This is a genomic window from Enteractinococcus fodinae, from assembly GCF_031458395.1.
GTDB lineage: Bacteria > Actinomycetota > Actinomycetes > Actinomycetales > Micrococcaceae > Yaniella > Yaniella fodinae.
The window spans coordinates 430,948-456,693 of the sequence record NZ_JAVDYJ010000001.1 but is presented as its reverse complement, the minus strand read 5'-3'; the positions used below and the strand labels follow the sequence as shown (position 1 = coordinate 456,693).

Below are 25,746 nucleotides of genomic sequence, written 5' to 3'. Positions count from 1 at the left end.
ACCTTAGAGTATGTTCTTCGCTGGTCAGTGCTGGGGCTGACGTTGACCGTAATTGACTGCACCCGACATCTTGGTCGCTACCTGCAGCGACGCCCAGCGCTCGTCGTCTACGGCCTCCATGTACGCGGCTCTATCCGGCATGTTGTAAACCCAACGATCAATCCAGCTACGGATCAGTTTTGGATCGCGACTGATCGCTGTCCAATCCCGATAAAACAAATTGTCTCTGTCGTAGTACCCCTGAGCGTAGGACGGGTATGCCCCGCCCGGGCAGTGCACGATTGCATCGACTGCGTGCGAGGGGATTAACGTCCGGTTGGGGTCAGAGCGTACGACTTCCGGGTCCACGACCTCTTCGACCGTGACGATAACTTTCTTGCCGGCAAACGCCGCCTCTTGTTGGGCTCCTACAATGCCCCACATCTGCACATTGCCCAGGTGGTCGGCACGCTGGGCGTGCACAATGGTCACATCGGGTTGCAGGGGTGGCACCACATAGATTTCGCCGCCACCATACGGATCCGTCACCTTGCGAATATCGGTGTTCAGTTGCGGCAGATCACTGCCCGCGTATGAACGTAGCGGGTAGAACGGCAGCCCTGCGGCCGCAGCCTGATAACGGCAGACCATCCCGTAGTGGCTATACTCCTCAACCTCGAGCGGTTCTGGATCGTGATCTTCTACTCGACGACGCAACTCATACAGCGATCCCGCAGAGCCGCTGGCAAAAAATGATGCAACCAGCCGAGTGATTACCCCGGCCGCCAGCATCTGGTCGGTTAGCAAGTCTGGAGTCATCCGGCAGACGGTTAAGTTCCGCTTATTTTGGCGAATAATTTCGTGTCCTGCGGCAAACGGAATGAGGTGCCCAAATCCTTCTAGGGCGACGCAATCTCCATCTTGGACGAACCGATCCACCGCCGTGGTGAGATCCATAAGTTTGCTATTGACTTGAAGATCCGTCATGTTCCTCGTTCCTCTAGGTATCGCCGGGTCATCTCGCACAAAGACTTCGATTCAAAGCCTTGTCGATTTCAAGTAGCGGGCACGGTACGTCCACCCGGCAGATAAGCTTGTGTCACATATCACCCTGCTCGCAGGACGCGAGAAAGTCCAATACCAGTTTGCACCTGGATTGATGCCGAGGTGGTATCGGCCTACGCGCCGACGCTCTTCACTCATGTCGAGGCTCCGTGCATAATGAAGGCCATGCAGAAACCACAACAGGCGCAGTCCCTTTCCATGGCACAACTTTTGCAAATGCTGAAGATGACCCAGACGGCCACAGAGCGTCCCAACGCAACCGCTTGGATCGGGACGCCCCAAACTGAGCCACGGGACCGCGTGTTCGGAGGACTGCAACTGGCCCAAGCTATCGTGGCTGCCGGCAACACGGTGCCCGAAACTCAAGAGCTGCTCACATTACAGGCCGACTTTCTGCAAGGCGTGCCCACTGATGCTCCGCTGACGTGGATCGTAGAAGACGTGGCTTCAACCCCAAATGCTTCGGCTCGTCGCAGTTCGATTATTAATGACGACGGGGACCAACTTTTCACCGCCCTCACTCGCTGGAGCACGCTGCGGGCTGATCTGCCCTCGCACAAACCAACGCAACCACTAACCTCTGTTGCTTCCCCCGACGATCTCCCAAGTCTGCACGACCGGTTTCATGATGATGACCGGATTCCGCTGTGGTGGCGCATGAATCGCCCGATCAATCCCCATCCGGTTTCTGCGCCGCCGTATGTCTCTCACGTCGAGCAGGGCAATACGCAATCGACGTTGTTACGCCCCGCCGGGGAGGTACCAAATGACCCGGTGATCCAAGCTGCGCTGGTAGGTTACGCCACTGATATGAGCATTCTGGAACCCGCGTTCCGGGCGACAGGAGCGATGCGTCACGCCCCGGACAGTCGCATCCTCACCATGACGCATGCCCTGACCTTCCACCAGATACCAGACTGGAGTACCTGGTTGCATTTCGACGCCAAGCTGGAAGCTTTATCTCATGGTAGAGCCTTTGGCAGCGGCGAGGTGTTTAGTGCTACCGGCGAGCACCTTGTGTCAGCGAGTCAGGTCGGATTCGTCAAGCTCGGTGGTCGCAGCGTCTGAGCGCGTTGCCGGAAGGAGCGCTTCAGCGACCTTCAGCACAGTGTGAAGCGCCGGGCTATCATCATCGGATCGCCAAAAGAGCCTCGCATAGCTGGGCTCGACGCCTTCTTCGAGCCGGACCATACGGACCCGAGGATGGTCCGTGCCGTGGAAGATGGAATCCACCGTGAAGTTAATGCCAATCCCGGCCCCAACCAATGCCATCAGAGTCCACGAGTCCTGCGCCGTCTGCGCTATTTTCGGCGCAAACTCTGCCTCATATGCCAATTGGAAGAACGAATCGCGGACCGCGGACCGTGACTCAGCCGGCAGAGCCACAAAATGTTCGTGGCGACATTCAGCGATACTGACGGACTCACGTTCAGCAAATGGATGCCCTTCTGGCACAGCAAGGACGTAGTGTTCTTCGGCAATGACTCGGCTTTCGAGACCTGCAAGATCCACGGACCATCTTGCGATGCCTAAGTCCAACGTACCGTCGAGGATTAGCTGCAAGCCATGATCTGCATACGTGGTGCTCTGCAGTTCGAAGCTAATCCCTGGATAGTGCTGCCGAATGTACTGGCTTAGGTCAGCTATCCATAAATGCGAGGATGGGCCAGCAAAACCCAGCCTGACCCTTCCGACCTCCCCTTTCCCGGCGGACTGCACGGCTTGTTCGGCTAACCGATAGGCGGTCAGAATATCTTGGGCCGGCTGGACGAGTGCTTGACCAGCGGCGGTTAGTTCTACCGACCGGGTAGAGCGCTTAAACAGCGTCGCGTCGAGTTCGCGTTCTAGCTGTTTAATCGTGCGAGTCAATGGCGGCTGAGTGATATGCAACCGGGTCGCTGCTCTACCAAAATGCAACTCCTCTGCCACTGCGAGGAATGCGTGAATATGATGAAGGTCCATAATCCATTGATGCTACAAGTGGAAAAAAGTCAAGTCAATTGAGCAATAAGGTGGAAGGGTGGTCACACCATAAGCTCCCACCCTAGAACCCTCCTGACCGAACTACCCAGCTTCAACACGACTCCTCATACCAGCCCGGAAAAAACCTACTTAGAGGGACAATCGGTATCGACGGTGAGTGCTGCGTCCGGCACGTCTTTGGTGAGCTCAGACCACCTTCGGTACGGCCTAACAAGGAGCCTTGAGTGACTGGCCGGAATACTTTCGGTCGAAGCTTCCACGGGACGGGAGTGCTCTGTTAGGCTGACTGCTATGTCACGGTTTTCTATCCTCGGGTGGCCGGTATTTCGCCAGGCCAAGTCAAAAGACAAGCTGGGGCGCGGGCCGACGGTTGAGTCGCCCAAATATCAAAACATGCGCCCCCGGACGGAAGATGCTGACAGAGTTGTCCAGAGCGTCTGCCCGTACTGTGCGGTGGGCTGCGGTCAGCGCATTTATGTGAAAGACAATAAGGTCACCCATATTGAGGGCGACCCGGATTCCCCGGTGTCTCGCGGCCGGTTGTGCCCGAAGGGAGCTGCTTCCGAGCAGCTCGTCAATACACCCTCCCGACAGAAAACCGTCCTCTATCGTCGTCCTCGAGGCACCGACTGGGAAGAGCTCGATCTCGACACGGCGATGGACATGATTGCCGACCGCTTCCTGGAAGCTCGGGCCAATCATTGGGAAGATTTTGCTGAGGATGGTGTCACGCCCGTCAACCGCACCATGGGCATTGCGTCCCTTGGCGGAGCGACCATCGATAACGAAGAAAACTACCTGATCAAGAAGTTGTTCTCGGCTGCCGGAGCGGTGCAGATCGAGAACCAAGCCAGGATTTGACACTCTTCCACGGTTCCTAGTTTAGGATCCTCGTTTGGGCGTGGCGGTGCCACCCAGCCATTGCAAGACATGGCGAATGCAGACCTGATTGTCATCCAGGGTTCAAACATGGCTGAATGCCACCCGGTGGGATACCAGTGGGTGTCCGAGGCCAAAAAACGCGGTGCCAAAGTTATTCACGTGGACCCGCGTTTCACACGAACCTCAGCGGTCGCGGACAAACACATCACCATTCGTGTTGGCTCCGACATCGCGCTGCTGGGTGGCCTCATTCGGTACATGATCGAAAATGACGCATGGTTCAAGGACTACGTCATTCCGTACACCAACGCGTCGTTCATCATTTCGCAAGACTACAAAGGGCCCGAAGACCTTGACGGCCTCTTCTCCGGCTACGACGACGATATCCAGGGTTACGACAACGAATCCTGGCAGTACGAACACGACCCGAATGAACCCGATGGCATCGCCAAGGATAAAACCCTGGAACACCCCCGGTCGGTATTCCAGATCCTCAAACGCCACTACTCGCGGTACACACCGGAAACGGTCGAAGACCTGTGTGGCATCAAGCAAGATGATTTCCATTATCTTGCCGAAGCCTTCGCGGAAAACTCCGGACGGGAACGCACCACCTGTATGGCTTACGCCTTGGGTTGGACGCAGCACTCCATGGGTGCGCAATTCATTCGTACCTCTGCGATCCTGCAACTGCTGATGGGCAACATGGGTCGTCCCGGTGGCGGCATCATGGCCCTGCGCGGTCACGCGACCATTCAGGGCTCGACCGATATTCCAACGCTGTTCAATCTGCTACCCGGGTACCTGCCATTCCCCGTGGCTGGCAAGCACGACACCCTGCAGGACTACTTCAACGAAGCCGTGCCCAAAGATCAGAAAGGCTTCTGGTCCAACGGCGATGCCTACATGGTGTCCTTACTCAAAGCATGGTTCGGCGATGCAGCCACCCCGGAGAATGACTACGCCTATCACTACCTGCCGAAACTAACTGGCGCACATGGCACCTACCAGACGCTGATGCGCATGTTCGACAAGGGTGTGGACGGCTACTTTGTGCTCGGCCAAAACCCGGCGGTCGGGTCAGCCAATGGGCGGATGCAGCGGCTGGGCATGGCAAATCTGAAGTGGATGGTCGTTCGCGACTTCCAACAGATTGAAACTGCCACCTGGTGGCGTGACGGACCAGAAATCCAAACCGGTGAATTGAAGACTGAAGAAATCGATACGGAAGTCTTCTTCATGCCGGCCGCCAACCACACCGAAAAAGCTGGCACATTCACTCAGACGCAACGACTGGTCCAGTGGCGTCACCAAGCGGTGACACCACCCGGCGATGCCCGCTCTGAACTGGAGTTCTTCTTTGATCTGGGCAACCGTATCAAAGAACGACTGAAAGACTCGACCGACCCACGTGACCGACCACTGTTGGACATGACCTGGGACTACCCCGTCGATGAGCACGGCGAACCGTCCGCTGAAGCAGTACTGCGTGAAATCAATGGCTTCCATGTGAGCGGCCCAGACGCTGGGAAACCGTTGGATAACTTCAACCAGATGAAACCCGATGGCTCGACCGCCGGCGGGTGCTGGATTTACACCGGTGTCTACGCCGATGAGGTCAACCGCGCCGCACTTCGAGTGCCCGGCGACGAGCAGGACGAAATGGCATTGGAGTGGGCTTGGGCCTGGCCAGCGAACCGTCGTATCCTGTACAACCGTGCCTCGGCGGATCCGGATGGGAAACCCTGGTCGGAACGTAAGAAGCACATCTGGTGGGACGAAGACGAAGGCAAGTGGGTCGGACCCGATGTCCCCGACTTCCCGGTCGATCGCGCCCCAAGTGCGAAAACCGAACACGGCTCCTATGGTCCAGAATCCATTGCCGGCGATGACCCGTTCATCATGCAGCGCGATGGGAAGGGCTGGCTGTTTGCCCCAATGGGAATGAAAGACGGCCCACTTCCAACGCACTACGAGCCGCCCGAATCGTCGGTTGCGAACAGTCTCTATCCGCAACAAGAGTCCCCTGCACGGGTCCTGATTACGGATGAAGGCAACCAACTGGCCCCGGCTGCCGGTCGCAAGGGCGAGGAAGTGTATCCTCACGTCTTTACGACCTACCGACTAACCGAGCACCACACAGCCGGTGGCATGAGCCGCTTCCTGCCGTATCTGTCCGAACTGCAACCAGAGATGTTCTGCGAGGTCTCGGAAGAACTCGCCGAAGAATTCGGCCTGGAACCCTACGGTTGGGCAACGATCATCTCGCCGCGTGGCGCGATCGAAGCAAAAGTCTTGGTGACCCAACGAATGCAGCCCATCCAGGCGGGTGGCAAGACGATCCACCAAATCGGCTTGCCGTACCACTGGGGTGTCGGAACCGAAGCGCTCATCACTGGCGACGGTGCCAACGACCTGTTGGGTATCACGATGGACCCCAACGTCTTCATTCAGTCGGCGAAAGCTGTTGCTTGTGCAATTCAGCCCGGTCGCCGGCCACGTGGTGAAGCGCTGGTTGAGTTCGTCAATGAATACCGCGAACGCGCGGGCATCACGCCGCTGACCGGACAGGGCAGAATCACCTATGAACGTGATCCGGAGACCATGAAGGTGCTTCAACCACCACGCTTTGCCGATCCCGAGCACCATGAAGGAGACAGTCTTGTTTGATTTCAAGGAAAAACCGGGTCAACTCATCGATGCGTACGAGGATGGGAAAGAACGCAAAGGGTTCTTTACCGACACCTCCATCTGTATCGGGTGTAAAGCGTGTGAAGTAGCTTGTAAAGAGTGGAACGAGGTCCCGATGAAGGGGGACCTAGAACTCTTGGAATCGTCATACGATAACACCGGTGGCCTCGGAGCTAACACGTGGCGTCACGTCGCGTTCATTGAACAAGACCAAGAGCAGATCCAAAAAGCACGCGACTCCGGTGCAAAACTCACAGCCCTGGGCATGCCATCCTTTGGTGCGCCCGAGAAGAAGCAGTCGACCGCAAAGAACGTCGGTATGCCGGAATTCGGGTCCCCCGGGGTGCGGATCAAAGAGCAGGTCGATAACCCACCGAACCCGGATACCCCGGAGTTCCGGTGGTTGATGAGCTCTGACGTATGCAAGCACTGCACCTTCGCCGGTTGCTTGGACGTCTGCCCGACCGGTGCACTGTACCGGACTGAGCACGGCACCGTGGTTGTCCAAGATGATATTTGTAACGGGTGCGGTACCTGTGTGGCCGGTTGCCCCTTCGGTGTCATCGAACGCCGTGATACCGGCACGATTCATACCAAACCAGATCGCACCGACTCGCGATACGCGATGGAAGTCAAACACGCTGGCACGGCCAAAAAGTGCACGCTGTGCTACGACCGGTTAGTTGATGGCCAGACCCCGGCGTGCGCTAAAACCTGCCCGACTGAATCGATCAAGTTCGGTACTCAGACCGACATGATTGACTCGGCCAAAGAACGTGTCACCACGATGCACGAACAGGGCCAGACCGAAGCCCGCCTCTACGGCGCGAACCCCAATGACGGAGTGGGCGGCATCGGCTCGGTCTTTCTCCTGCTCGATGAACCAGAAGTCTACGGTCTGCCACCAGATCCACAGGTGCCCACCAAGGATCTGCCCGCGATGTATAAACGAGTCGGCATTGCTGCCGCTGGCATGCTTGCTGCCGCAGCAACCGCATTCCTAGGAGCCCGCAAGAAGTGACTCTGTCAGATTTCGACGCCTACCGGCCAGAACACCAGACCCGTCGCAAAAAGAAGCGCGACAACAACCGACGCCCCGGCAGTGGCCGACGACGCGGTGGCGGCGATGGTGGGCGCGAAATGCCGATGGTGGACGACGTCGAATTCTCCGACTCGTACTACGGCCGCCACATCGTCAAAGCCCCACCGTGGGACTACAAGATCTCCGCGTACCTGTTCCTCGGTGGGCTCGCCGGTGGCTCCGCTATGCTGGCCGCCGGGGCTGACGCGATCGGTTTCACCAAGCTACGTCGAAACACTCGGCTCACCGCTCTTGCCGCGACCATAGCCGGCACAGGGTTTCTTATTGTAGACCTTGGTCGACCAGAGCGCTTCCACCACATGATGCGGACGTTCAAGCCATCGTCCCCCATGAACATGGGGACATGGATCTTGGCATCTTTCGGTACCACTGCCGGAGTCGCAGCGGCCACTGACATTGACCGAATGACCGGCGAAAAACTGCCGATCGGGATACTCCGCCCGATTTCGAGAGCACTCGAAAAACCATCCGGGACACTGGCAGCAGTCCTTGGCGCTCCCCTGGCCTCTTATACCGGCGCGCTGCTGGCAGACACCGCGGTCCCCACCTGGAACGCCGGGAAAGAGAACTTGTCGTATCTGTTCGTGTCGTCGGCGGCCATGGCCTCCTCCGGCGCGGCACTGATCACTACCCCGACCGCTGAGACCCGACCCGCCAGGGCTTTTGCCGCCATCGGCGCAGCGTCGGAACTGTACTTTTCGGAAAAGCTCACCGAGCCGATGCACCCGGCCGAAGCGGAACCACTGAAAACCGGCAAACCCGGTCAGCGGCTCCGCTGGGCTAAACGCCTCACCATTGCTGGCGGTATCGGTGCGGCCCTGCTCAGTGGTAACCGGATCGCTGCCGTCGCATCCGGTGCGGCACTGGCCACCGCATCGTTCCTTACCCGTTCGGCCATCATGGATGCTGGTATCAACTCCACGAAAGATCCACGCCATGTGGTTGAGCCGCAGAAAGCACGACTCGAAGCACGTCGCGCCCAGGGCATCGTGGACGACTCGATCGTCACGGTCGGCTAACGGACCTCGACCACACCGGCACGTTCGGTTGTGTACCCGATGATTGGGTGGCCCGGTAGTTCGCCGACCACCAGCAGGCCGCCTGAAGTTTGGGCGTCAGCTAACACCAGTAGGTCGTCTTCGATGATCCCTGCTCCGGTTTCAACGTGTGGGCCGACCCATTCAAGGTTTCGACGGGTGCCACCAGAAACGTAACCTTTCGCGAGCGCATCCGCTCCACCTTCAACCAGTGGGACAGCGCTGCGCTCGAGGACCGCCCCGGTCCCGGAGGCACGCATCATTTTGTATAGGTGCCCCAACAGCCCGAAACCGGTGACATCGGTGGCGGCTTTAACCCCGGCGGCGACTGCCTGCTCGGAGGCTTCCTTGTTGAGGGTCGTCATCGTGGCGATGGCTTCTTCGAAGACTTCACCGGTGGCTTTGTGCCGGTTATTCAACAGACCCAGGCCAATCGGTTTGGTCAATGTCAGCGGCAACCCGGCTTGTGCAGCGTCATTGCGCAGCAGCTGATCGGCCTGCGCAACTCCGGTCACGGCCATGCCGTATTTCGGTTCGGGGTCATCGACAGTATGCCCACCGATGACCGGGCAACCGGCCTGTTTCCCGACGGCCAGCCCACCGGCCAAAACTTCGGACATCAGTTCGGCCGGTAATACCCCCCGAGGCCATCCCATCAGGTTGATCGCTACGATCGGGCGGCCGCCCATGGCGTATATATCGCTCATCGCATTGGCCGCAGCGATCCGACCCCAGTCATAGGCTGAATCGACCACAGGGGTGAAGAAGTCAGCCGTCGAGAGGATCGCGGTATTGCCCTCTAGTCGGACTGCAGCTGCGTCGTCACCGTCGTCGAGGCCGACGATCACTTCGTCGTAGTCCTGGCCGGCGAGCTGGGCAACGGCCTCTTCTAGCTCCCCGGGCGGGATTTTGCAGGCGCAGCCACCACCGGAGGCTGTGGTGGTCAAACGTGGCAGGGTGTGGGATTCTAAAGTCTCAGACATGATCCCCAGTATAGGAACGCCGGACCGGACGCGACAGGGGCCATCCGACGATGCTGCTTGGTCCTAAACGTGATAGTTTGTGTTTTTGGAGGCGTCAGGGTTCCTGGTGGTCCCCGCGGTCTTCAAAACCGACGAGACCAAGTAGCTTGGTCTGGCGGGTTCGATTCCCGTCCGCCTCCGCCAAACTTTCTTCCCGCCTGCGCTTGTGTATGGAAAGGACGTGCGGTGAGCCCAGATCCGCGCCGAACGATTCCCTCCACCGACCGGCTGCTTGCGCTCGACCAGGTCGCGGCCGCCAGCAAGCGATTGGCACCCCAGATGATCCGGCGCATCATCACGACCGTGCAGGAGTCCGCACGCGCTGGCGACATCGCCCCTACCGAGGTGACCGAGCAGGTTATTGCTGCAGTAGAGCAGGCCTCACCGACCCGGTTGTCGTCGGTGTTGAATGCCACCGGCGTGATCATCCATACCAACCTCGGTCGGGCGCCACTGTCTGATGCTGCACGAGACGCGCTGATCACGGCGGCCGGATACGTTGATTTGGAACTGGACCTGCGCGATGGCAAACGCAGCAAACGGGGAACCTGGGCCAAGGCTGCCCTGTTGGCTGCTGCACCGGATGCCGAAGACGCTCTGGTCGTCAATAACGGTGCGGCCGCACTCTCTCTGGCCACCACTGCGCTGTCGGTGAGGGCGGATAGGCCCGAAGTGGTCATCAGTCGGGGTGAGCTCGTCGAGATTGGAGCCGGATTCCGCCTGCCGGACCTGATCACTTCCACGGGCGTGCAACTACGAGAGGTCGGCGCGACCAACCGGACCAATCTCGATGATTACCGGGACGCCATCACCGAGCGCACCGGGGGGATCTTGAAGGTGCATCCGTCGAACTATTGGATTGGCGGGTTCAACTCCGATGTCGAGACCAAACAGTTGGCCGAGCTGGCCAGAGAACATGACGTGCCGCTCATCGTGGACGTCGGATCGGGGTTGTTCGAACGGGACCCGGCGCTGCCGAATGAACCGACGATCGGGGAAGCCCTGCGCGCCGGTGCCGATGTGGTCATTGCCAGTGGCGATAAGTTGCTGGGCGGCCCGCAAGCCGGGTTATTGCTGGGCACCCGTGAAGTGATCAGCGGACTCGCCACCCACCCGCTGGCTCGAGCGTTTCGGGCAGATAAATTCACGCTGGCCGCGCTGGAAGCAACACTGAACGCCCCGTCCACACCGGTCCGCGATGCGCTGCATATCGACCCGGATGAATTGCACCGCCGCAGTGTACGTATTGCCGAAGCAGTGGGCGCGGAAGTCGTGGCCCACGATGGGCGCGTGGGCGGCGGCGGTGGTGCCGGCGTGCCCCTGCCCGGGTGGGCTATTAGTCTTGACGAAGCCCTTGCAAAACCGTTGCGAACAGGCAGCCCTGCGATCCTTCCGCGGGTGACCGATGGACGTTGTCTGCTGGATCTTCGCTGCGTACCAGTTGAGGCTGATGCTGTCATTCTTCAGCGCCTGCAAGAGCTTCTGGAGGAGGATGCGTGACTGAACAGTTTGTCATCGCAACCGCCGGACACGTCGACCACGGCAAGTCCGCTCTCGTGCGCGCCTTGACCGGTACCGAAACCGATCGCTGGGATGAAGAACGCGAGCGCGGACTGACCATCGACCTCGGATTTGCGGCGATGACCCTCGAGTCGGGCCAGACGGTGTCATTTGTGGATGTGCCCGGGCATGAACGCTTTGTGGGCAACATGTTAGCGGGCCTGGGCCCTGCCCCGATCGTGTGTTTGGTGGTGGCAGCAGATGAGGGCTGGCAGGCTCAGACCGCTGAGCACCGGGACGCGATCAGGGCCCTGGGTATTCAACATGGAGTCGTGGTCATCTCGCGATACGATCTGGCCCCCGAAAACCTAGAGATCGTCACAGACCAGGTGCGTCACGAGTTGGCAGACACCGGGCTGGCCGATGCGCCGATCGTGGCGACATCGGCCGTGGAGGGCACAGGGTTGGACGAATTTCGCTCCACGCTGGCCGACGTCCTGAGCAACGTGCCCCCCGCCGATACCAACGCGCCGATCCGCTACTGGGTCGACCGCTCCTTTGCGGTCAAAGGAGCCGGGACTGTCGTCACCGGGACTTTGGCCGCAGGCACACTTCGGCTCGAAGACACCCTTGAGGTCGCCGACAAAACCGTGACGATTCGCGGCCTGCAGAGCCACGGCACCAGCGCCGAGACGCTCCCCCCGGTCACGCGAGCTGCGGTGAATATCCGCGGTGTCAAGGTCGAGGAGATTTCTCGCGGAGACGTGCTGGTCACGCCGGATGCTTGGTGGGACACCGATGTCATTGACGTGATGGGTACCCCGGAGGTCGACTTCACCGAGCTGGGCCAAGAATTCTCGGTACACATCGGCACGGCCACTACCTACGTGCACTGCAGACCCTTCGGTCCCCGGTTCGCGCGCTTGAGTCTGGATCGCACATTACCGCTTCACGTCGGTGACCGGTTTATTCTGCGTGGCACCGGGCAACGACTCATCACCGGCGGGGCGACCGTGCTCGACGTCGATCCGCCGGAACTACGTCGTCGCGGTGCCGCCGCCCGGCGTGCCAGAACACTGGCCGATCTCAACACAAACAACCACCTTGAGCTCGAGGTTGCACGACGGCGGGCCGTATTGCAGGCCCAGATCACCGCGATGAACATTCCAGTACCGAGTCCCCTGCCGGCAACAGTTCACGAACACGCTGGTTGGTTTGTGGCCCGGAGCGCACTGGCCGCATGGACCCAGGACTTGGATGCGGCAGTCAAGCAGCACTATGACAAGGACCCGAGTGCCGGTGGCATCTCCCAGCAGGCTGCAGTGAATTTGTTAGCGCTTCCGGATCGCGAACTCCTGCCCCTGGTGGTTACCGAGGCCGGATTTCAGCAGACCGAAGGACGGGTCTCCAACCCGGAACTGCGACCATCGCTTGGGGCTGCCGAAGCATCTATCGCCACGCTGGAGCGCCGTCTGGAACAAGACCCCTTCACCGCTCCCACGGCGGATGAGCTCAACGAGTTGAAGCTAGGGGACAAAGACCTCGCGGCGGCAGCGAAACAACAGCGACTCGTGCGTCTGGCGGACAACATCGTCCTGGGACCCAAGGCTCCGGCGCTGGCCATGCGCCACCTAGTCCAATTGGATCAGCCGTTCACCGCAGCCGATGCTCGCAAAGCTTTGGGGACCACCCGTCGCACTCTGATCCCCTTGCTAGAGCATCTCGATGAGCGCGGCTGGACTCAGCGCCTCGACGGCAACCTGCGCAAAGTCAGCGGTCGATAGGTCGAAGACACCCCACCAACCGCTCCCGCACGGTTTCGTATACGATTGGGACAGGCTGTTCGACGCGAAGGAGTCCGATGTTAGATCACGAAACTCACGTCAAAATCGCTGACGAGTTGCACCAGGCCAATATTGACCGCAAACCGGTGCCGCTGCTGACGAAACGGTACCCCGACATGGTGGTCGAAGATTCCTACGCGATCCAAAAAATCTGGGCTGAGCGCCAGGTGGAGAGCGGTCGCCGCAAAGTCGGGCACAAAATCGGCCTGACATCCAAAGCGATGCAGGCAGCAACCGGCATCGACGAACCCGACTACGGCGTGATCTTTGATGATCAAGTGTTCGAATCCGGTCATGTCTTTGAGTGGAAACAGTACACCCACCCACGGATCGAAATTGAGCTGGCCTTCGTACTGAAAGACGACCTGCGTGGACCCAACGTCAATATTTTTGACGTGCTGCGCGCCACCGAATACGTCACACCCGCGTTGGAAGTGCTCGATGCCCACATCGAGATGGAAGGCCGCACCATCACCGACACCATTTCGGATAACGCCGCACTGGGCGCAATGGTGTTGGGCGGAACTCCCGTGAAACCCGATGAGATCGACCTGCGGTGGGTCGGGGGCGCGCTGTGGCGCAATAACGAGATTATGGAAACCGGTCTGTCGGCCGGTATTTTGGGCCATCCGGCCAATGGCGTGCACTGGTTGGCCAACCGCCTGGCCGGCCACGACGATTATCTGGCCGCCGGCGAAATTATTCTGGCCGGTTCATTCACCCGGTACATGTGGGTGCACGAGGGCGATACGGTGTTCGCCGAATTTGGCCCACTGGGCAGCATCGGTATCCAGTTCGACTAATCCCGCCACTCCGTCACGCAAAGGACTCTTTATGGCTCTGACCCCACGCCCCTCTTTAAAATCCTTATTTACCGACGAAGCGAAAGCCCAACGCAATCGGGCGGCCGCCGGCATGTTCCTATCCTCCGGGGATGCTGGGATCGCCGAAATTGTGGCTGGTGCCGGGATGGATTACCTCATCATCGACGCCGAGCACTCACCGCTGAGTTTGGAATCCGTCCAAAACCAGCTGCGCGCGATTGCCGGATACGAGTCCATCCCGGTGGTGCGGATCCCCGAGAACAACACCACGCTCATCAAGCAGTACTTGGACTTGGGTGCTCAGTCGTTGGTCATCCCGATGATCTTCACCCCTGACGATGCTCGCAAGGCCGCCGCCGCGGTCGCTTACCCGCCCGAAGGCGTGCGCGGTATCGGTTCGGCACTGGCACGGTCGGGCGCCTGGGGACGCTACCCCGACTACCTGGCCACCGCGCGTGAGACCATCACGCTGACCATCCAGATTGAAACCGCCGAGGCGCTGGAACACCTCGATGACATCCTGGCGGTCAAGGGCATCGACGGGGTGTTCATCGGCCCCTCGGATTTGTCGGCGTCGATGGGCTACACCGGCCAGCAAAACCATCCCGAGGTGGTGGCAGCCGCGAAAAACGTCATCGCCAAGGCCAAAGCAGCCGGGGTGTTCGCCGGGGTCAACGCTTTCAACCCCGACCAGGCACAAGACTATGTCGAGGCGGGTGCGGACTTCGTCAACGTTGGTGCCGATGTGGCACTGTTGGCTCGGGCGACCGAACAATTGGCGGCCAAGTGGACCACCGTCGAAACCGAAACCACCAGCTATTAACCTAGCGCTGCAGTCCACCCGATGACATCGAGCCGTCTCCTGTGCGATGTGGCATGTCATCCTGGAGATGATCACTCATACGGGAGGTTGCTATGAAAATGTCACCAAAACGCATTTTGTGGTGGGGTATTGGATTCCTCATCTTGGGTGCGATTGCTTTTTATGTGTACACCAGCGTCGGGTTCCAAACTGCATTGGCCTCCACCCAGACAAGCCAAGCTTTATGGTTCTGGCTATTCTCTCCAGGATTAAACATCATCCAAAACGCGGCGTTTCCCTTGGGAGCTGTGTTGATCGGGGCTTCAGTCGTGATGCGTTACATTGCTTCATGGCAATCATCGGAGGCGCATCAACCATCAGAGCGGAGCGAGCTCGACACCTAAGCGGGTGCGCCATGAGCTCTTTCCTGCCGGAGATGTCATACACTGACCCATGATCCTGCGTTGTGAAGAAAGAAGCATCATGAGTATTTGGTTTGGCACTCCCACAGTCGAAGAACTCGCCCAGTCCAGCCTCAAAGGGGTGGCGGAGCAGCTGGGCATCACCTTCACCGAAATCGGCGAAGACTACCTCGAGCTGAGGATGCCGGTGACCGAGAAAACCTTGCAGCCGCACGGCATCCTGCACGGCGGGGTGTCGGTTGTGCTGGCTGAAACCGCCTGCTCGGTGGGTGCAACCCTGACCCTGGACACCGAGAAACAATTTGCGGTCGGCCAAGAAATCAACGCGAACCACATCCGGCCGGGCACCCCGGGTGATGTGATCACCGCACGGGCGACCCCAATTTCTCGGGGACGCAGTTCGCAGGTGTGGGATATCCGGTTGCACAATCAGGACGGCAAGCTCGTATGCATTTCCCGGTGCACGATGGCCATCCGCGACCACGCCTAACTCCTGGCGGGACGACAGCCGAGTGAGACAATGGGAGCATGAAGACTTCGCGACGTTTCCACGCGCCCGGCGCTGACCCACACTTTGCTTCCGACAATATTTCCGGGGCACACCCTGAAATCATGGCAGCACTGGCCGCCGCCAACACCGACGCCCCAGCCTACGGTGCTGATGAGATCACCGATGAGTTCCATGAGCTCATCGACGAGACCTTCGGCAGCGGCGCCTATGGTTTTCCGGTGTTCAACGGGACCGGGGCGAATATCGTGGCGCTGCAGGCCGTATCGCATCCGCACAGCTCGGTGATTTGTGCCGACACCGCCCACGTTTATACTTCCGAGTCCTCGGCCCCGGTGCGCGCCGGGCTCAGCCTGAAACCCCAACCACATCGCGAGGGCAAGCTCAACCCGGCCGATGTCGCAAAGGTGCTCGCTTCGGATGCGGGCAACCCACAAGCCGTCCAGCCGACCGCGGTCACGATTTCCCAGGTGACCGAAATGGGCACGGTCTACACCGCTGAAGAGCTCACCGAACTGTGTAATACGGTGCACGAGGCCGGGCTGGCCATCCACATGGACGGCGCGCGGCTCTCGCAGGCCGCTGCCGCGCTGGGTCAAGACCTCCACGGTGCGACCACCGCGCTGGGGGTAGATATCCTCTCGCTGGGCGCAACCAAAAACGGAGCGATGGGCGCCGACGCTGTCGTCGTGCTCTCCAATCGGGTACCCCAGGACGTGCTGGCCCCGATCATCAAATACTCGACCCAACTGGCATCAAAAACCAGCTTCCTGTCCGCGCAGTTAAACGCCATGTTCGGGACCTCGTTGTGGCACCGCAACGCGACCGCGGCCAACACAGCAGCCGCTGAACTGGCCGCTGGATTGGCGACCATCAATGGGGTCGACGTGCAAGCACCCGCGGCCAATACGGTGCTGGCGGCCATGCCCGAGCGTCTGCTGATCAGATTGCGCGAACATTATATCGTCCACCTCTGGGGCACCAACGGGGCTGGGCTGCCGATCGTGCGGCTGGTGTGTTCTTGGGCCACCACGAGCCAGAAGGTCACCGAACTGCTCGACGTGCTGCGCGGCTAAGCCCGCAGCATTGCGCCACACAACCTAAACATGACCTGGACCACACTATATTGGTGCGGGTACGACACTCGCGCACGCACACCAGGAGCACCCCCGATGACCCCAATCACCACCTCGAGCACGCGCTTGACGCAGCTGGCTGCCGGCCTGGCCGATCAGAGCATCCTGATTCATGATCTAACCAATACGCTCTCGGAGTCCACCCCGACCCTGCGGCTGCCAGAACCGTTCGCCAACTTGGTGGACTTTAGTCTGGAAAACGTCGCACAGTACGACGATGCCGGCCCCTTCTGGGCGCACAACAACTTCACCCAGGGTGAGCACGTCGGGACCCACATTGACGCCCCGATCCACTGGATCACCGGCAAGGACGGCAAAGATGTCGCCTCGATCGAACCCGAGCGACTCATCGGACCGGCCGTGGTGCTGGATTTTAGCGCCGAAGCAGCCCAAGACCCCGACTTTTTGATCGAAGTCGAACACATCAAAGCGTGGGAAGCTGAACACGGCCCGCTGCCCGAGAACGGCTGGTTGCTGTTCCGCACCGGCTGGGACCAGTACTCCGATGACCAAGAAGCGTTCCTGAATGCCGATGAGAACGGTTCCCATACCCCGGGCTTCTCGTCTGAATGCGCCCGCTGGTTAGCCGAAAACACCAAGATCTCCGGGATCGGGGTGGAAACCGTGGGCATCGACGCGGGCAACGCCGCCGAGCTGGATCCACCCTTCCCGATCCACTATCACCTGTTGGGCAACGACAAATACGGCATCACCTCGCTGCAGAACCTCGCCAAGCTGCCGACCCGCGGGGCCGTCGTCGTGATTTCACCGTTGCCGATTGTTAACGGCACCGCCTCGCCGTGCCGCGTTTTTGCGCTGGTGGAAGGCTAAGCATGACCACAGTTGCGGAACAAATTGGGGCACTATTAGGTCAGCTGGGTGCCGGGCACTGTTTTGGGGTGGTCGGTTCCGGCAACTTTCATGTGACTAATGCGTTGCGCTCCGCCGGCGTGCCCTTTACCGCAGCCCGCCACGAAGGTGGCGCCTCAACCATGGCCGACGCCTACGCCCGGATGTCAGATTCGGTCGCCCTGGTGTCGCTGCACCAAGGGTGCGGGCTGACCAATGCGGCCACCGGGATCGGGGAAGCTGCGAAATCCGATTCGCCCGTGCTCGTGTTGGCCGCCGAAGCGTCCCGGGGTGCGGTGCATTCAAACTTTGCGATGGACCAGGCCGGATTTGCCACCAGCCTGGGTGCTGCCGCCCACCGGGTCCACACCCCCGAAACCGCCATTGCCGATGTGATGCGCGCCTACCGGACCGCACTGCGGCAACGCACCACCGTGGTCTTGAACCTGCCGTTGGATGTCCAGGCAGCCCCTGCGGTGGGCAGCATTGCCGGGCTTCATGTCGAACCGGCCCGGACCCAGCGACCGGATCCCCGCTCGCTGACTGAATTCGTCGAATTGCTTGAGGCCTCTGAGCGTCCGGTGTTTATTGCTGGGCGCGGTGGCCGCGGCGCCAAGTCAGAGATTACAGCACTGGCGCAGCAATCCGGAGCGCTGCTGGCCACCAGTGCGGTAGCCAAAGGGTTGTTCAACGACGATCCCTATAACCTGGGCATCTCCGGTGGGTTTTCGGCCCCGCTGACCGCCGAGCTGATTACCGACGCAGATCTCATCGTAGCCTTTGGGACCGCGCTGAACATGTGGACGATGCGCGGCGGCAAACTCATCGGCGCCGACACCAAGATCGTCCAGATTGATGTCAACGATGCGGCCATTGGCGCCCATCGTCCGGTCGATGTCGGTGTGGTCGCCGATGCCGGGGCCACCGCAACCGATGCGATGGCTGCCCTGTCCACAAGACAACCACCGCGCTATCGGACCGCTGACATCGCCAAACGGATTGCCACCGGTGCTCGCTGGGACCAAACCGAGACCGAGGACCTGTCCGTGCCCGGCCAACTGGTCGACCCGCGCGAAGTCTCCAAACGCCTCAACGAGCTGTTGCCGACCGAACGCGTCGTCGCGATCGACTCGGGCAACTTCATGGGGTATCCATCCCAATATCTTGATGTGCCCGATGAGTTCGGGTTCTGCTTTACCCAAGCATTCCAGTCGATCGGGCTGGGACTGTATACGGCCATCGGAGCGGCTTTCGCCCAACCCGGCCGCCTGCCCGTGCTGGGTACCGGCGACGGCGGGTTCCTGATGAGTATCCAAGAACTTGAAACCGCCGTGCGCTACCGGATCCCGCTGGTCGTGCTGGTCTACAATGACGCCGCCTACGGGGCGGAAGTCCACCACTTCACCGGCGACACCATGGATAATGTCGTCTTCCCGGACACTGACATCGCCGCGATCGCCCGCGGCTTCGGCGCCGACGGCATCACGGTACGCGAGGTCGCAGATCTAGCACCGATGCGTGAGTGGTTGGACTCTTCGCCTACTGCCCCGCTGGTGATTGACGCTAAAATCGCCAACGACGGCGGCGCGTGGTGGTTGGCCGAAGCCTTCCAAGGCCACTAGCCCCCAGTTCAGTCCTCGGTCGGGCCGTAGGAGGAGAATCCACCTTCGACGAGTTCGTGTGCTTCGTCGCCGTTGATCGGCGGGTTGAAAATGGACACCAGAATCAGGTCCTCATCCTCGCCGCCCTGCAGGTAGTGGGCATCGTGTTCGTCTAGTACGTAGATGACTCCAGGGGTGATTTCGAAACGGGTCTGACGGTCAGCGGTGAGCACATAACCCCTCCCACCGATGCAATAACAGGCCTCGAGGTGGTGACGATACTGCAGGGCGGCCTCGGTGCCCTTGCGCACCACGGTGTGTGCAACAGCAAATCCCATGCCGTCTTTTTTGGTCAGAATGCGCTGGCTGGTGCCCTGACCCCACTCAATTTTTGGGACGTCGTCGATAGAACGGATGAACATAGGATCTCCTTGAAATTCGATGACTAAGAGCCGCAGCTCAGCTATAGTGCAGCGGCCTGCTCCTACATTAGTTTCTTTGCTAGGTGGTCCGGAATGTCCCGGACGCCGGTCCTGCGATTCGGGAGGGGTCTCGATGTCCGATAGTGAGGCAACACCTACCAGCGGTTCGCACGCCGCACGATCCGAGAGCTCAGGCAAACGGACCGGTTCACGGTTCGGTCCCGGTCTGATTATTGCCGCGTCGTTTATCGGACCCGGCACGATCACCACATCGATTGTCACCGGCGCCAGCTACGGTTATGCGCTGGCCTGGGCGATCGTGTTTTCAATCATCGCGACGATCATTCTCCAGGAGATGACCGCCCGACTTGGGCTGAGTACTCGGCGCAGCCTGGGCGAAGTGATGCGCTCTGTATTTACGAATCCGGCGGCCCGGACGCTCATGGTCATCCTCGTTATCGCGGCCATCGGCATCGGTGGTGCCTCCTACGCAGGCGGTGACACCTCCGGGACCGCACTAGCCATCACCAACGTCATTGACATCGACATTCGTATTATCGTGGTCGTGCTGGTCGCCACGCTGTTCGGGTTGCTGTGGACCGGCAGCTACAAGGTCATCGAGAAAGTGCTCATCGCGATGGTCGCGATCTTGGCGCTGCTCTTTGTCGTCACCGCGGTCATCGTCCGGCCCAACATCGGCGAGCTCTTCCAGGGCATGTTTATCCCCTCGATTCCGACCGGGGCGTTGCTGACGACGATCGCTCTGATTGGGACCACGGTGGTCCCCTACAACCTCTTTTTGCAGGCCAGTCTGGTCCAAGAGAACTGGGGCGATATGCCCGTCGATAAAGCGATGAAAGAAGCCCGGACCGACACTGCGATCTCGATCAGTATCGGCGGCATCATCACGCTGGCGGTCATGGTCACCGCGGTCGGGTCGATGTTCGTCCGTGGGCTCGCCGCAGAAGAAGGCAGCGATCTGGCCGAAGCACTACGCCCACTGCTGGGAGATGCAGCCCCGTGGGTGTTCGCGCTCGGACTGTTTGCCGCCGGATTCACCTCAGCCCTGGCCGGCCCACTCGGTGCCGCCTACGCGATCACGGGCGTGCTGGGCGTCAGCAACGATCTGCGGTCCACACCGTCTCGTATCGTGTGGATGTCCACCCTTGCCGTCGGTGGAATCATCGCACTAACAGGCTTCAACCCGATCCAGATCATCGTGATTGCCCAGGCCGCCAACGGTCTGCTCCTGCCGATCGTGGCCATCTTGTTGATGATCGTCATGAACAATAAACGGATCATGGGCAAATACACCAACGGGCCCGTGGCCAATATCCTGGGTTGGCTGATCGTCGCGGTCGTGGTCTTCCTCGCCGGATACCAGTTCGCCGATATCTTCGGACTGTTGCCAAACTAAATCGGTGCTTCAGGTCAATGTGTTCACCTTGAACACATTCCCTATCAGCAAGGGGCGGTCGCCAGCTACGCTATGAGCACCCAGTCTTTTAGGAGCGGATACATGAGCTTGCCGAACCTTACTTCACAGTATGCCGAGGCGTTTCCAGAACTTGTTCGAGATGCGACCCCTGCTCCCTCCCCGGACCCTCAGCTGGTCCTGCTCAACCGAGGCCTGGCAGCTGAACTCGGACTCGACGCCGAGTGGTTAGCCACCGAGGAGGGCATCAACTTTTTGCTGGGCCACAACCTCCCCGATTCGGCCAAGCCGGTGGCCCAAGGATATGCCGGTCACCAGTTCGGCAACTACGTGCCATCGCTGGGGGACGGCCGCGCGATCCTCACCGGTGAACTACCCGTCAATGACACGCTGGTAGATATTCACCTCAAAGGCACCGGACCCACCCCGTATTCCCGCCCGGGCTCCGACGGTTATGCCGCCCTGGGGCCGATGTTGCGCGAATACCTCGTCTCCGAAGCCGTCCACGCGCTGGGCATCCCAACGTCACGGTCGCTGGCGGTCATCACCACCGGCCGAAACATTCTGCGCGAAGTCGAACAACCTGCGGCCGTTCTGGTTCGCACCGGTCCCTCGCACATCCGAGTCGGGACCTTCCAATACGTCAGGGCGCACCAGGATCTTGAACTACTCCAGCGTTTCACCAACTACAGCCTGACTCGCCACTACCCCACCGTCGAGGCCGAAAACCCCGCGCTGGCGCTCCTAGAGCAAGTGGTCACGAACCAAGCCGAATTGTTGGCCCAGTGGATGCACGTGGGCCTGATCCACGGGGTGATGAATACTGACAACATGACCATCGCGGGGCACTCGATCGATTTCGGTCCGGTCGCGTTCCTGGACAAGTTCGATCCCAATGCGGTGTTTTCTTCAATTGATTTCGCCGGTCGGTACGCCTACGGGAACCAACCGGCCATCGCCGAATGGAATCTGGCACGTTTCGCCGAATCGCTGCTGCCAGCCATCATGCACCCCGCTGAGGAACTTGTCATGTCCCAGGATGACGCAGTGACTGCTGCAACCGAAGCGGTCGTGAATTTCCGGAGAGTCTACTCTGGCGCCTGGGCGAAACGCTTCACCCAACGCCTCGGGCTGACTTCCGACGAGGATGCGCAATCTTTGAGCACCCAGCTGTTTGAGCAGTTGCAATCCAGCGGGACAGATTTCACCGGGTTCTTTGCTGGTCTGGCTGATATCGCTAAGTCAGGCCTCATCCCGGCGGATGTAGAACCCGAACTCATGTCCTGGTATCGGCACTGGCTGGATCTCAGCCCCAGTGCTGAGAAGCTTGCGCAACATAATCCGATCTATATTCCCCGAAATCACCTGGTCGAAGATGCGATTCAGGACGCAGTCACCGACCAAAACCTCGAAACCTTCCATACGCTGCTCGCTGCGGTAACAAACCCCTATGAGCGTCAACAAGGTTTCGAACACCTAGAACAGCCGGCCCCGGTGGCCTTTGCAATGAACTACCAGACGTTCTGCGGCACCTAAATCCCCGTCAGGGAGAGTTGCACATCAGCGCAACCGCAGGACCGAGCGGGCTCGTGCCTTGTTCGGGACCGGTCACATCGCTAAGCTGACCGTATGCGCCAAAGCTCCACATCAGCCACTCGTCAGCGTCTGACAGACTTCCTGAATGATCCACTGTCCCAAGGGCTGTTGACCGGAGCGCTGACGCTTATCCCAGCACGAAACTATCCGACGTGGTTACGTCGCGGGCTCATCTGGGCCCCGCCAATAGCCGGCGGTGCTGGCGCGGCATATCTGGTGATGAATCCTAAAATGCGCCGCAAAATCGCTGCGAAAGTCGCGGTCGCTCAGTACTCGCCGTCCACTCCTGACAGCTTGCGCCCGCCAGAACCGCCTGCCGCGTTCCGCACGAAGGGCCCCAGCCGCACCGCTGCGCTGATTGCCGCGGGCACCGCCGTGGGTGGCGTTTTCTCATTGGCGACGGCGGCCAGTTTCTGGGCTGATGAGAAAATCGATCAAGGGCTACGGCGCATCAACGTCCCGTTCCCACGCGCTGTCATGGGTCTTGCTGCTGGAGGGGTCACTTGGTGGTCATTGAAACGTGATCAGGATGCAGCGGCAGAGAGCAAGCACTAGTTGGTGGCAAGCTCTAACGTAGCGTCGGCAAGGTCGAAGAATTCTCTTTGTGTTGTCGCGCTAATGCCTGCTGGGTCGTCTGTGGCTGCTTGAAGGACCACAACATACTGTTCGCCAGGACCGTTTTCGATGAACCAACTGCCGGTTAGCACGCCCGGTGATGAGCCACCTTTGAACGCGACGTAATCCCACTTCTCTTGTTCGGCTCCAGACTGACCGCCGAGGATTGTGCGAATGGTCGGGTCTGGATGCTCGTGCAGGGCCCGGTGCACCGCAGCGACATCCTCGGCTGAAGCGAACCATTCGACACCCTGGGGCCAAACCGGGTCACCGCCAACAGCAACGTCATACTCATCTATAGGTTGCTGCTCCAGTTCATCAAGCAAGTCACGCTGTTCTTCCTTCGTCCCGTCGCTCCACGTTTCTAGGTAGGCCGGATCGCTCCAGCCGATTTGAAAGAATTCTCGTGTCGACGGAAAGGGTGCCATCAGCTCTGGGTCATGGTGTCCAGCATCTCGCACCGCTGCTTCGATAGCCTCTCGACCAAGCTGTTGAATTAACATATCTGTTGCGGTGTTATCGCTGATCTGAATCATCTTCGTTGCGGCATCGTGCACCGTCACTGTGGTCCCTGCTGGTTCGTCTTGGAGCTCCCCGGAGGGCAGGCTGCGGTTATGCTCTGACACGGTCAGAACGGTGTCCCAGCTCAACTCCCCGGCCTCGATGGCTTGGGCTACCGCGTAGAGGACATAGAGTTTGAACATCGAGCCCAGCGGGGCCGGCTCATCAGCGGCACGGTCGAGTAACGGCTCGCTCAACGGTGCTACGCTGTCCGCTGGTGTGATCAGGGCATGAACTGTGGCAGGGAAATCCTCGAAGCGCTCTGTGAGTTCTTCCAGCGACTCCGGTGCTCTTCAATCGTCGGATTCACTGGGAGTAAAGAGTAGCCCTGTGATCAGACCGTCGTTATCAACGTGGACTGTCATATCCATCGGATCTGAAACCGGGCTGGTCAGGACGGATACAGCTTGGCGTTCGCCGCCTTCGTAGTCCGTAACGGTAAAGGGCTGAGCAGGGCGAAGATTCTGATTGAATAACTCGACGAGTTCGTCTTCGGACACTTCAGCTGTGAAACTGGAGTGCAGGTGTCCTTCGAAGTCCTCAGCGGTAGTCTCTTCATCTGAATTGAGCAGGTCTACGATACGTTGAGATTGCTCGCCTGCAAGGGTATCGCCCGGAATATCAACGGCCTGGTCGGGAGACTCCTGGGTGACATTCGCTGAATCATCGGGGGTTTCTTCTGATGCACAAGAGGCGAAAGCAAAACCGGCGCTGACGAGTAAGAGACTAGTGATCCCTGCCCTCATACGACGTCCATCAAATGACACGATACACTCCTCCGACAGTGTGATATAAGCCTCTGGTTATACGAGCCTACCGTCTCCGAGCACCCGCCAAAGGCCCTATTACTACCACTGGAGCAAGCAGAATCGAAGATTAGTATGTGGCCAGTGAGTCTTCTTGGGCACCTCTGGTTCTCTTCCCTAGAGGTCACGAAATGATCCGGTTCCACAGCCAATTTGACCAACTGCGGTTGATGTTCTTGAACTCGCCGCGCAAAGTCTCTAGATTCCTACTCTTATCCGCTGCCTAGCTCTGATGGCCCCGTTTGTATGCGACGATTGTGCTGCACATTAAGGATGACCGTCGGAATGGCCGCGAGCAAAATAAGCAGAACCGCCCATAAACCGAGCAGCTCGGCCCAGGCGATAACAGATATTATCAGCAGAACGATCGCGATCGTCCGGTAGACGTAGATCTCTCCTGGATGATTTCTGGGCCGTCCGAAGAAAAGCGGGATTTTCTCATCGGGGTTCGCCCTGCGCACCTGCTGAAACGAGAGGGCAAACTGCACGGTACCAGCCAGCCAAGCTACAGTCCCTAGAAAAAGATCCATGCCTCCAGTCCACATCATTCACAGGTTAGAAGCAAAGATCGCGGTAGCTGGTTACCACCTGTGAACCGTCAAATGAAGCTGCGAAATGCTGCGGAACGAAGCCAACACCTCACCCCCACGAGCCAAGCTAATGGGCTTTTTGGTTAGAGCTAATGCTGTTCCATATATGAAAACCACAGGTGATTGCGCCAAAAGACGCGATGACGATCATCATGGTGAGTGTGTTGGTAGACGATGCTTCGGTAAGAAACCAGGCGATACTCCCAAATACACTGACTAGGACAGCGAATAGTCCCAGAAGAAATCCGATCAGCCTTGTTCTACGACTTTTCATACTGCCCTCCCTAGGAACGGCTGGAGTCGTTCGCGTGAATTTTCCCAAGCTCGAGCACCGCTAGAACGAGCCAAATGATCGCACCAAGAGCCGAGAGTACGCCCGCTACCGGGGCCTCTGCGAAGGTTAGGACGCTACTGACGGTTGAGACTGCAAACAGGGCCAAAGCGATCCCGAGTAACAAGGGGTTCGGCCTGACT

23 protein-coding genes and 1 tRNA gene are annotated in these 25,746 nt (G+C 59.4%); 17 read left to right on the top strand and 7 right to left on the bottom strand.

Annotated elements, in window-relative coordinates:
- Window positions 1-24: 24 nt before the first annotated feature.
- Window positions 25-966: a CoA transferase subunit A gene (locus tag J2S62_RS02105; protein WP_310170778.1), complete on the bottom strand. Its 942-nt coding sequence runs from the start codon at window positions 964-966 to the stop codon at window positions 25-27.
- A 243-nt stretch (window positions 967-1,209) separates the two neighbouring features.
- Here J2S62_RS02105 and J2S62_RS02100 point away from each other — a divergent pair, with 243 nt between their 5' ends.
- Window positions 1,210-2,112 (top strand): acyl-CoA thioesterase, encoded by a 903-nt coding sequence (locus tag J2S62_RS02100; RefSeq protein WP_310170775.1) that lies wholly within the window; start codon window positions 1,210-1,212, stop codon window positions 2,110-2,112.
- Here J2S62_RS02100 and J2S62_RS02095 read toward each other — a convergent pair.
- Entirely contained in the window at window positions 2,065-3,006 is a 942-nt protein-coding gene (locus J2S62_RS02095; protein ID WP_310170773.1) for a LysR family transcriptional regulator, read from the bottom strand. The genes J2S62_RS02100 and J2S62_RS02095 overlap by 48 nt on opposite strands.
- Before the next feature lie 312 nt (window positions 3,007-3,318).
- Between J2S62_RS02095 and fdnG the strand changes: the two genes are divergently transcribed.
- The 3 genes from fdnG to nrfD are packed head-to-tail and all read left to right on the top strand — an operon-like array spanning window position 3,319 to window position 8,721.
- The gene (fdnG, locus tag J2S62_RS02090) at window positions 3,319-6,579 is read left to right on the top strand and encodes a formate dehydrogenase-N subunit alpha (RefSeq protein ID WP_310170771.1); all 3,261 of its coding nucleotides are present in this window, start codon (window positions 3,319-3,321) and stop codon (window positions 6,577-6,579) included.
- Window positions 6,572-7,621, top strand: coding sequence for a 4Fe-4S dicluster domain-containing protein (locus tag J2S62_RS02085; protein ID WP_310170769.1), 1,050 nt, complete (start codon window positions 6,572-6,574; stop codon window positions 7,619-7,621). The genes fdnG and J2S62_RS02085 overlap by 8 nt, the downstream gene beginning before the upstream one ends.
- Window positions 7,618-8,721 (top strand): NrfD/PsrC family molybdoenzyme membrane anchor subunit, encoded by a 1,104-nt coding sequence (gene nrfD / locus J2S62_RS02080; RefSeq protein ID WP_310170763.1) that lies wholly within the window; start codon window positions 7,618-7,620, stop codon window positions 8,719-8,721. The genes J2S62_RS02085 and nrfD overlap by 4 nt, the downstream gene beginning before the upstream one ends.
- On the opposite strand, the gene selD is transcribed toward nrfD, so the two are convergent.
- Window positions 8,718-9,722 carry a selenide, water dikinase SelD gene (gene selD, locus J2S62_RS02075; RefSeq protein ID WP_310170760.1) on the bottom strand — a complete coding sequence of 335 codons (1,005 nt, stop codon included), beginning with the start codon at window positions 9,720-9,722 and terminating at the stop codon, window positions 8,718-8,720. The genes nrfD and selD overlap by 4 nt on opposite strands.
- Window positions 9,723-9,809: 87 nt before the next feature.
- Here selD and J2S62_RS02070 point away from each other — a divergent pair.
- From J2S62_RS02070 to J2S62_RS02025, 10 genes are all read left to right on the top strand, one after another.
- Window positions 9,810-9,905, top strand: a tRNA-Sec gene (locus J2S62_RS02070).
- Window positions 9,906-9,947: 42 nt separating this feature from the next.
- Entirely contained in the window at window positions 9,948-11,261 is a 1,314-nt protein-coding gene (selA, locus tag J2S62_RS02065) for an L-seryl-tRNA(Sec) selenium transferase (protein ID WP_310170758.1), read from the top strand.
- On the top strand, window positions 11,258-13,045 hold the full coding sequence (gene selB / locus J2S62_RS02060) for a selenocysteine-specific translation elongation factor (protein WP_310170755.1): 1,788 nt from the start codon (window positions 11,258-11,260) through the stop codon (window positions 13,043-13,045). Before selA ends, selB begins: the two co-directional genes overlap by 4 nt.
- Window positions 13,046-13,122: 77 nt before the next feature.
- Complete coding sequence (locus J2S62_RS02055) at window positions 13,123-13,908, top strand: fumarylacetoacetate hydrolase family protein (protein ID WP_310170752.1); 786 nt, start codon at window positions 13,123-13,125, stop codon at window positions 13,906-13,908.
- Between the two features lie 31 nt (window positions 13,909-13,939).
- A complete protein-coding gene (locus tag J2S62_RS02050; RefSeq protein WP_310170749.1) occupies window positions 13,940-14,752 on the top strand; it encodes an HpcH/HpaI aldolase family protein in 813 nt (270 codons plus the stop codon).
- A gap of 92 nt (window positions 14,753-14,844) precedes the next feature.
- A complete protein-coding gene (locus tag J2S62_RS02045) occupies window positions 14,845-15,135 on the top strand; it encodes a hypothetical protein (RefSeq protein ID WP_310170746.1) in 291 nt (96 codons plus the stop codon).
- Between the two features lie 79 nt (window positions 15,136-15,214).
- A complete protein-coding gene (locus J2S62_RS02040) occupies window positions 15,215-15,643 on the top strand; it encodes a PaaI family thioesterase (protein WP_310170742.1) in 429 nt (142 codons plus the stop codon).
- A 38-nt stretch (window positions 15,644-15,681) separates the two neighbouring features.
- Window positions 15,682-16,737: a threonine aldolase family protein gene (locus J2S62_RS02035; RefSeq protein WP_310170739.1), complete on the top strand. Its 1,056-nt coding sequence runs from the start codon at window positions 15,682-15,684 to the stop codon at window positions 16,735-16,737.
- A 96-nt stretch (window positions 16,738-16,833) separates the two neighbouring features.
- Window positions 16,834-17,628, top strand: a complete 795-nt coding sequence (locus J2S62_RS02030; protein ID WP_310170736.1) for a cyclase family protein — start codon at window positions 16,834-16,836, stop codon at window positions 17,626-17,628.
- A 2-nt stretch (window positions 17,629-17,630) separates the two neighbouring features.
- Window positions 17,631-19,268: a thiamine pyrophosphate-binding protein gene (locus tag J2S62_RS02025; protein WP_310170733.1), complete on the top strand. Its 1,638-nt coding sequence runs from the start codon at window positions 17,631-17,633 to the stop codon at window positions 19,266-19,268.
- An 8-nt stretch (window positions 19,269-19,276) separates the two neighbouring features.
- Here the strand turns inward: J2S62_RS02025 and J2S62_RS02020 are convergent, their stop codons facing one another.
- The gene (locus tag J2S62_RS02020) at window positions 19,277-19,669 is read right to left on the bottom strand and encodes an ectoine synthase (RefSeq protein ID WP_310170729.1); all 393 of its coding nucleotides are present in this window, start codon (window positions 19,667-19,669) and stop codon (window positions 19,277-19,279) included.
- Between the two features lie 133 nt (window positions 19,670-19,802).
- Between J2S62_RS02020 and J2S62_RS02015 the strand changes: the two genes are divergently transcribed.
- From J2S62_RS02015 to J2S62_RS02005, 3 genes are all read left to right on the top strand, one after another.
- Window positions 19,803-21,086, top strand: a complete 1,284-nt coding sequence (locus J2S62_RS02015; RefSeq protein WP_310170726.1) for an Nramp family divalent metal transporter — start codon at window positions 19,803-19,805, stop codon at window positions 21,084-21,086.
- 102 nt (window positions 21,087-21,188) lie between these two features.
- Entirely contained in the window at window positions 21,189-22,640 is a 1,452-nt protein-coding gene (locus J2S62_RS02010) for a protein adenylyltransferase SelO (protein WP_310170723.1), read from the top strand.
- A gap of 93 nt (window positions 22,641-22,733) precedes the next feature.
- The gene (locus J2S62_RS02005; RefSeq protein WP_310170720.1) at window positions 22,734-23,255 is read left to right on the top strand and encodes a hypothetical protein; all 522 of its coding nucleotides are present in this window, start codon (window positions 22,734-22,736) and stop codon (window positions 23,253-23,255) included.
- On the opposite strand, the gene J2S62_RS02000 is transcribed toward J2S62_RS02005, so the two are convergent.
- The 3 genes from J2S62_RS02000 to J2S62_RS01990 form a co-directional block, all read right to left on the bottom strand.
- Entirely contained in the window at window positions 23,252-24,073 is an 822-nt protein-coding gene (locus J2S62_RS02000) for a serine hydrolase (RefSeq protein WP_310170716.1), read from the bottom strand. The genes J2S62_RS02005 and J2S62_RS02000 overlap by 4 nt on opposite strands.
- A gap of 96 nt (window positions 24,074-24,169) precedes the next feature.
- Window positions 24,170-24,643, bottom strand: a complete 474-nt coding sequence (locus tag J2S62_RS01995) for a Cpe/LpqF family protein (protein ID WP_310170713.1) — start codon at window positions 24,641-24,643, stop codon at window positions 24,170-24,172.
- A gap of 251 nt (window positions 24,644-24,894) precedes the next feature.
- The gene (locus J2S62_RS01990) at window positions 24,895-25,212 is read right to left on the bottom strand and encodes a hypothetical protein (RefSeq protein ID WP_310170710.1); all 318 of its coding nucleotides are present in this window, start codon (window positions 25,210-25,212) and stop codon (window positions 24,895-24,897) included.
- Between the last annotated feature and the right edge of the window lie 534 nt (window positions 25,213-25,746).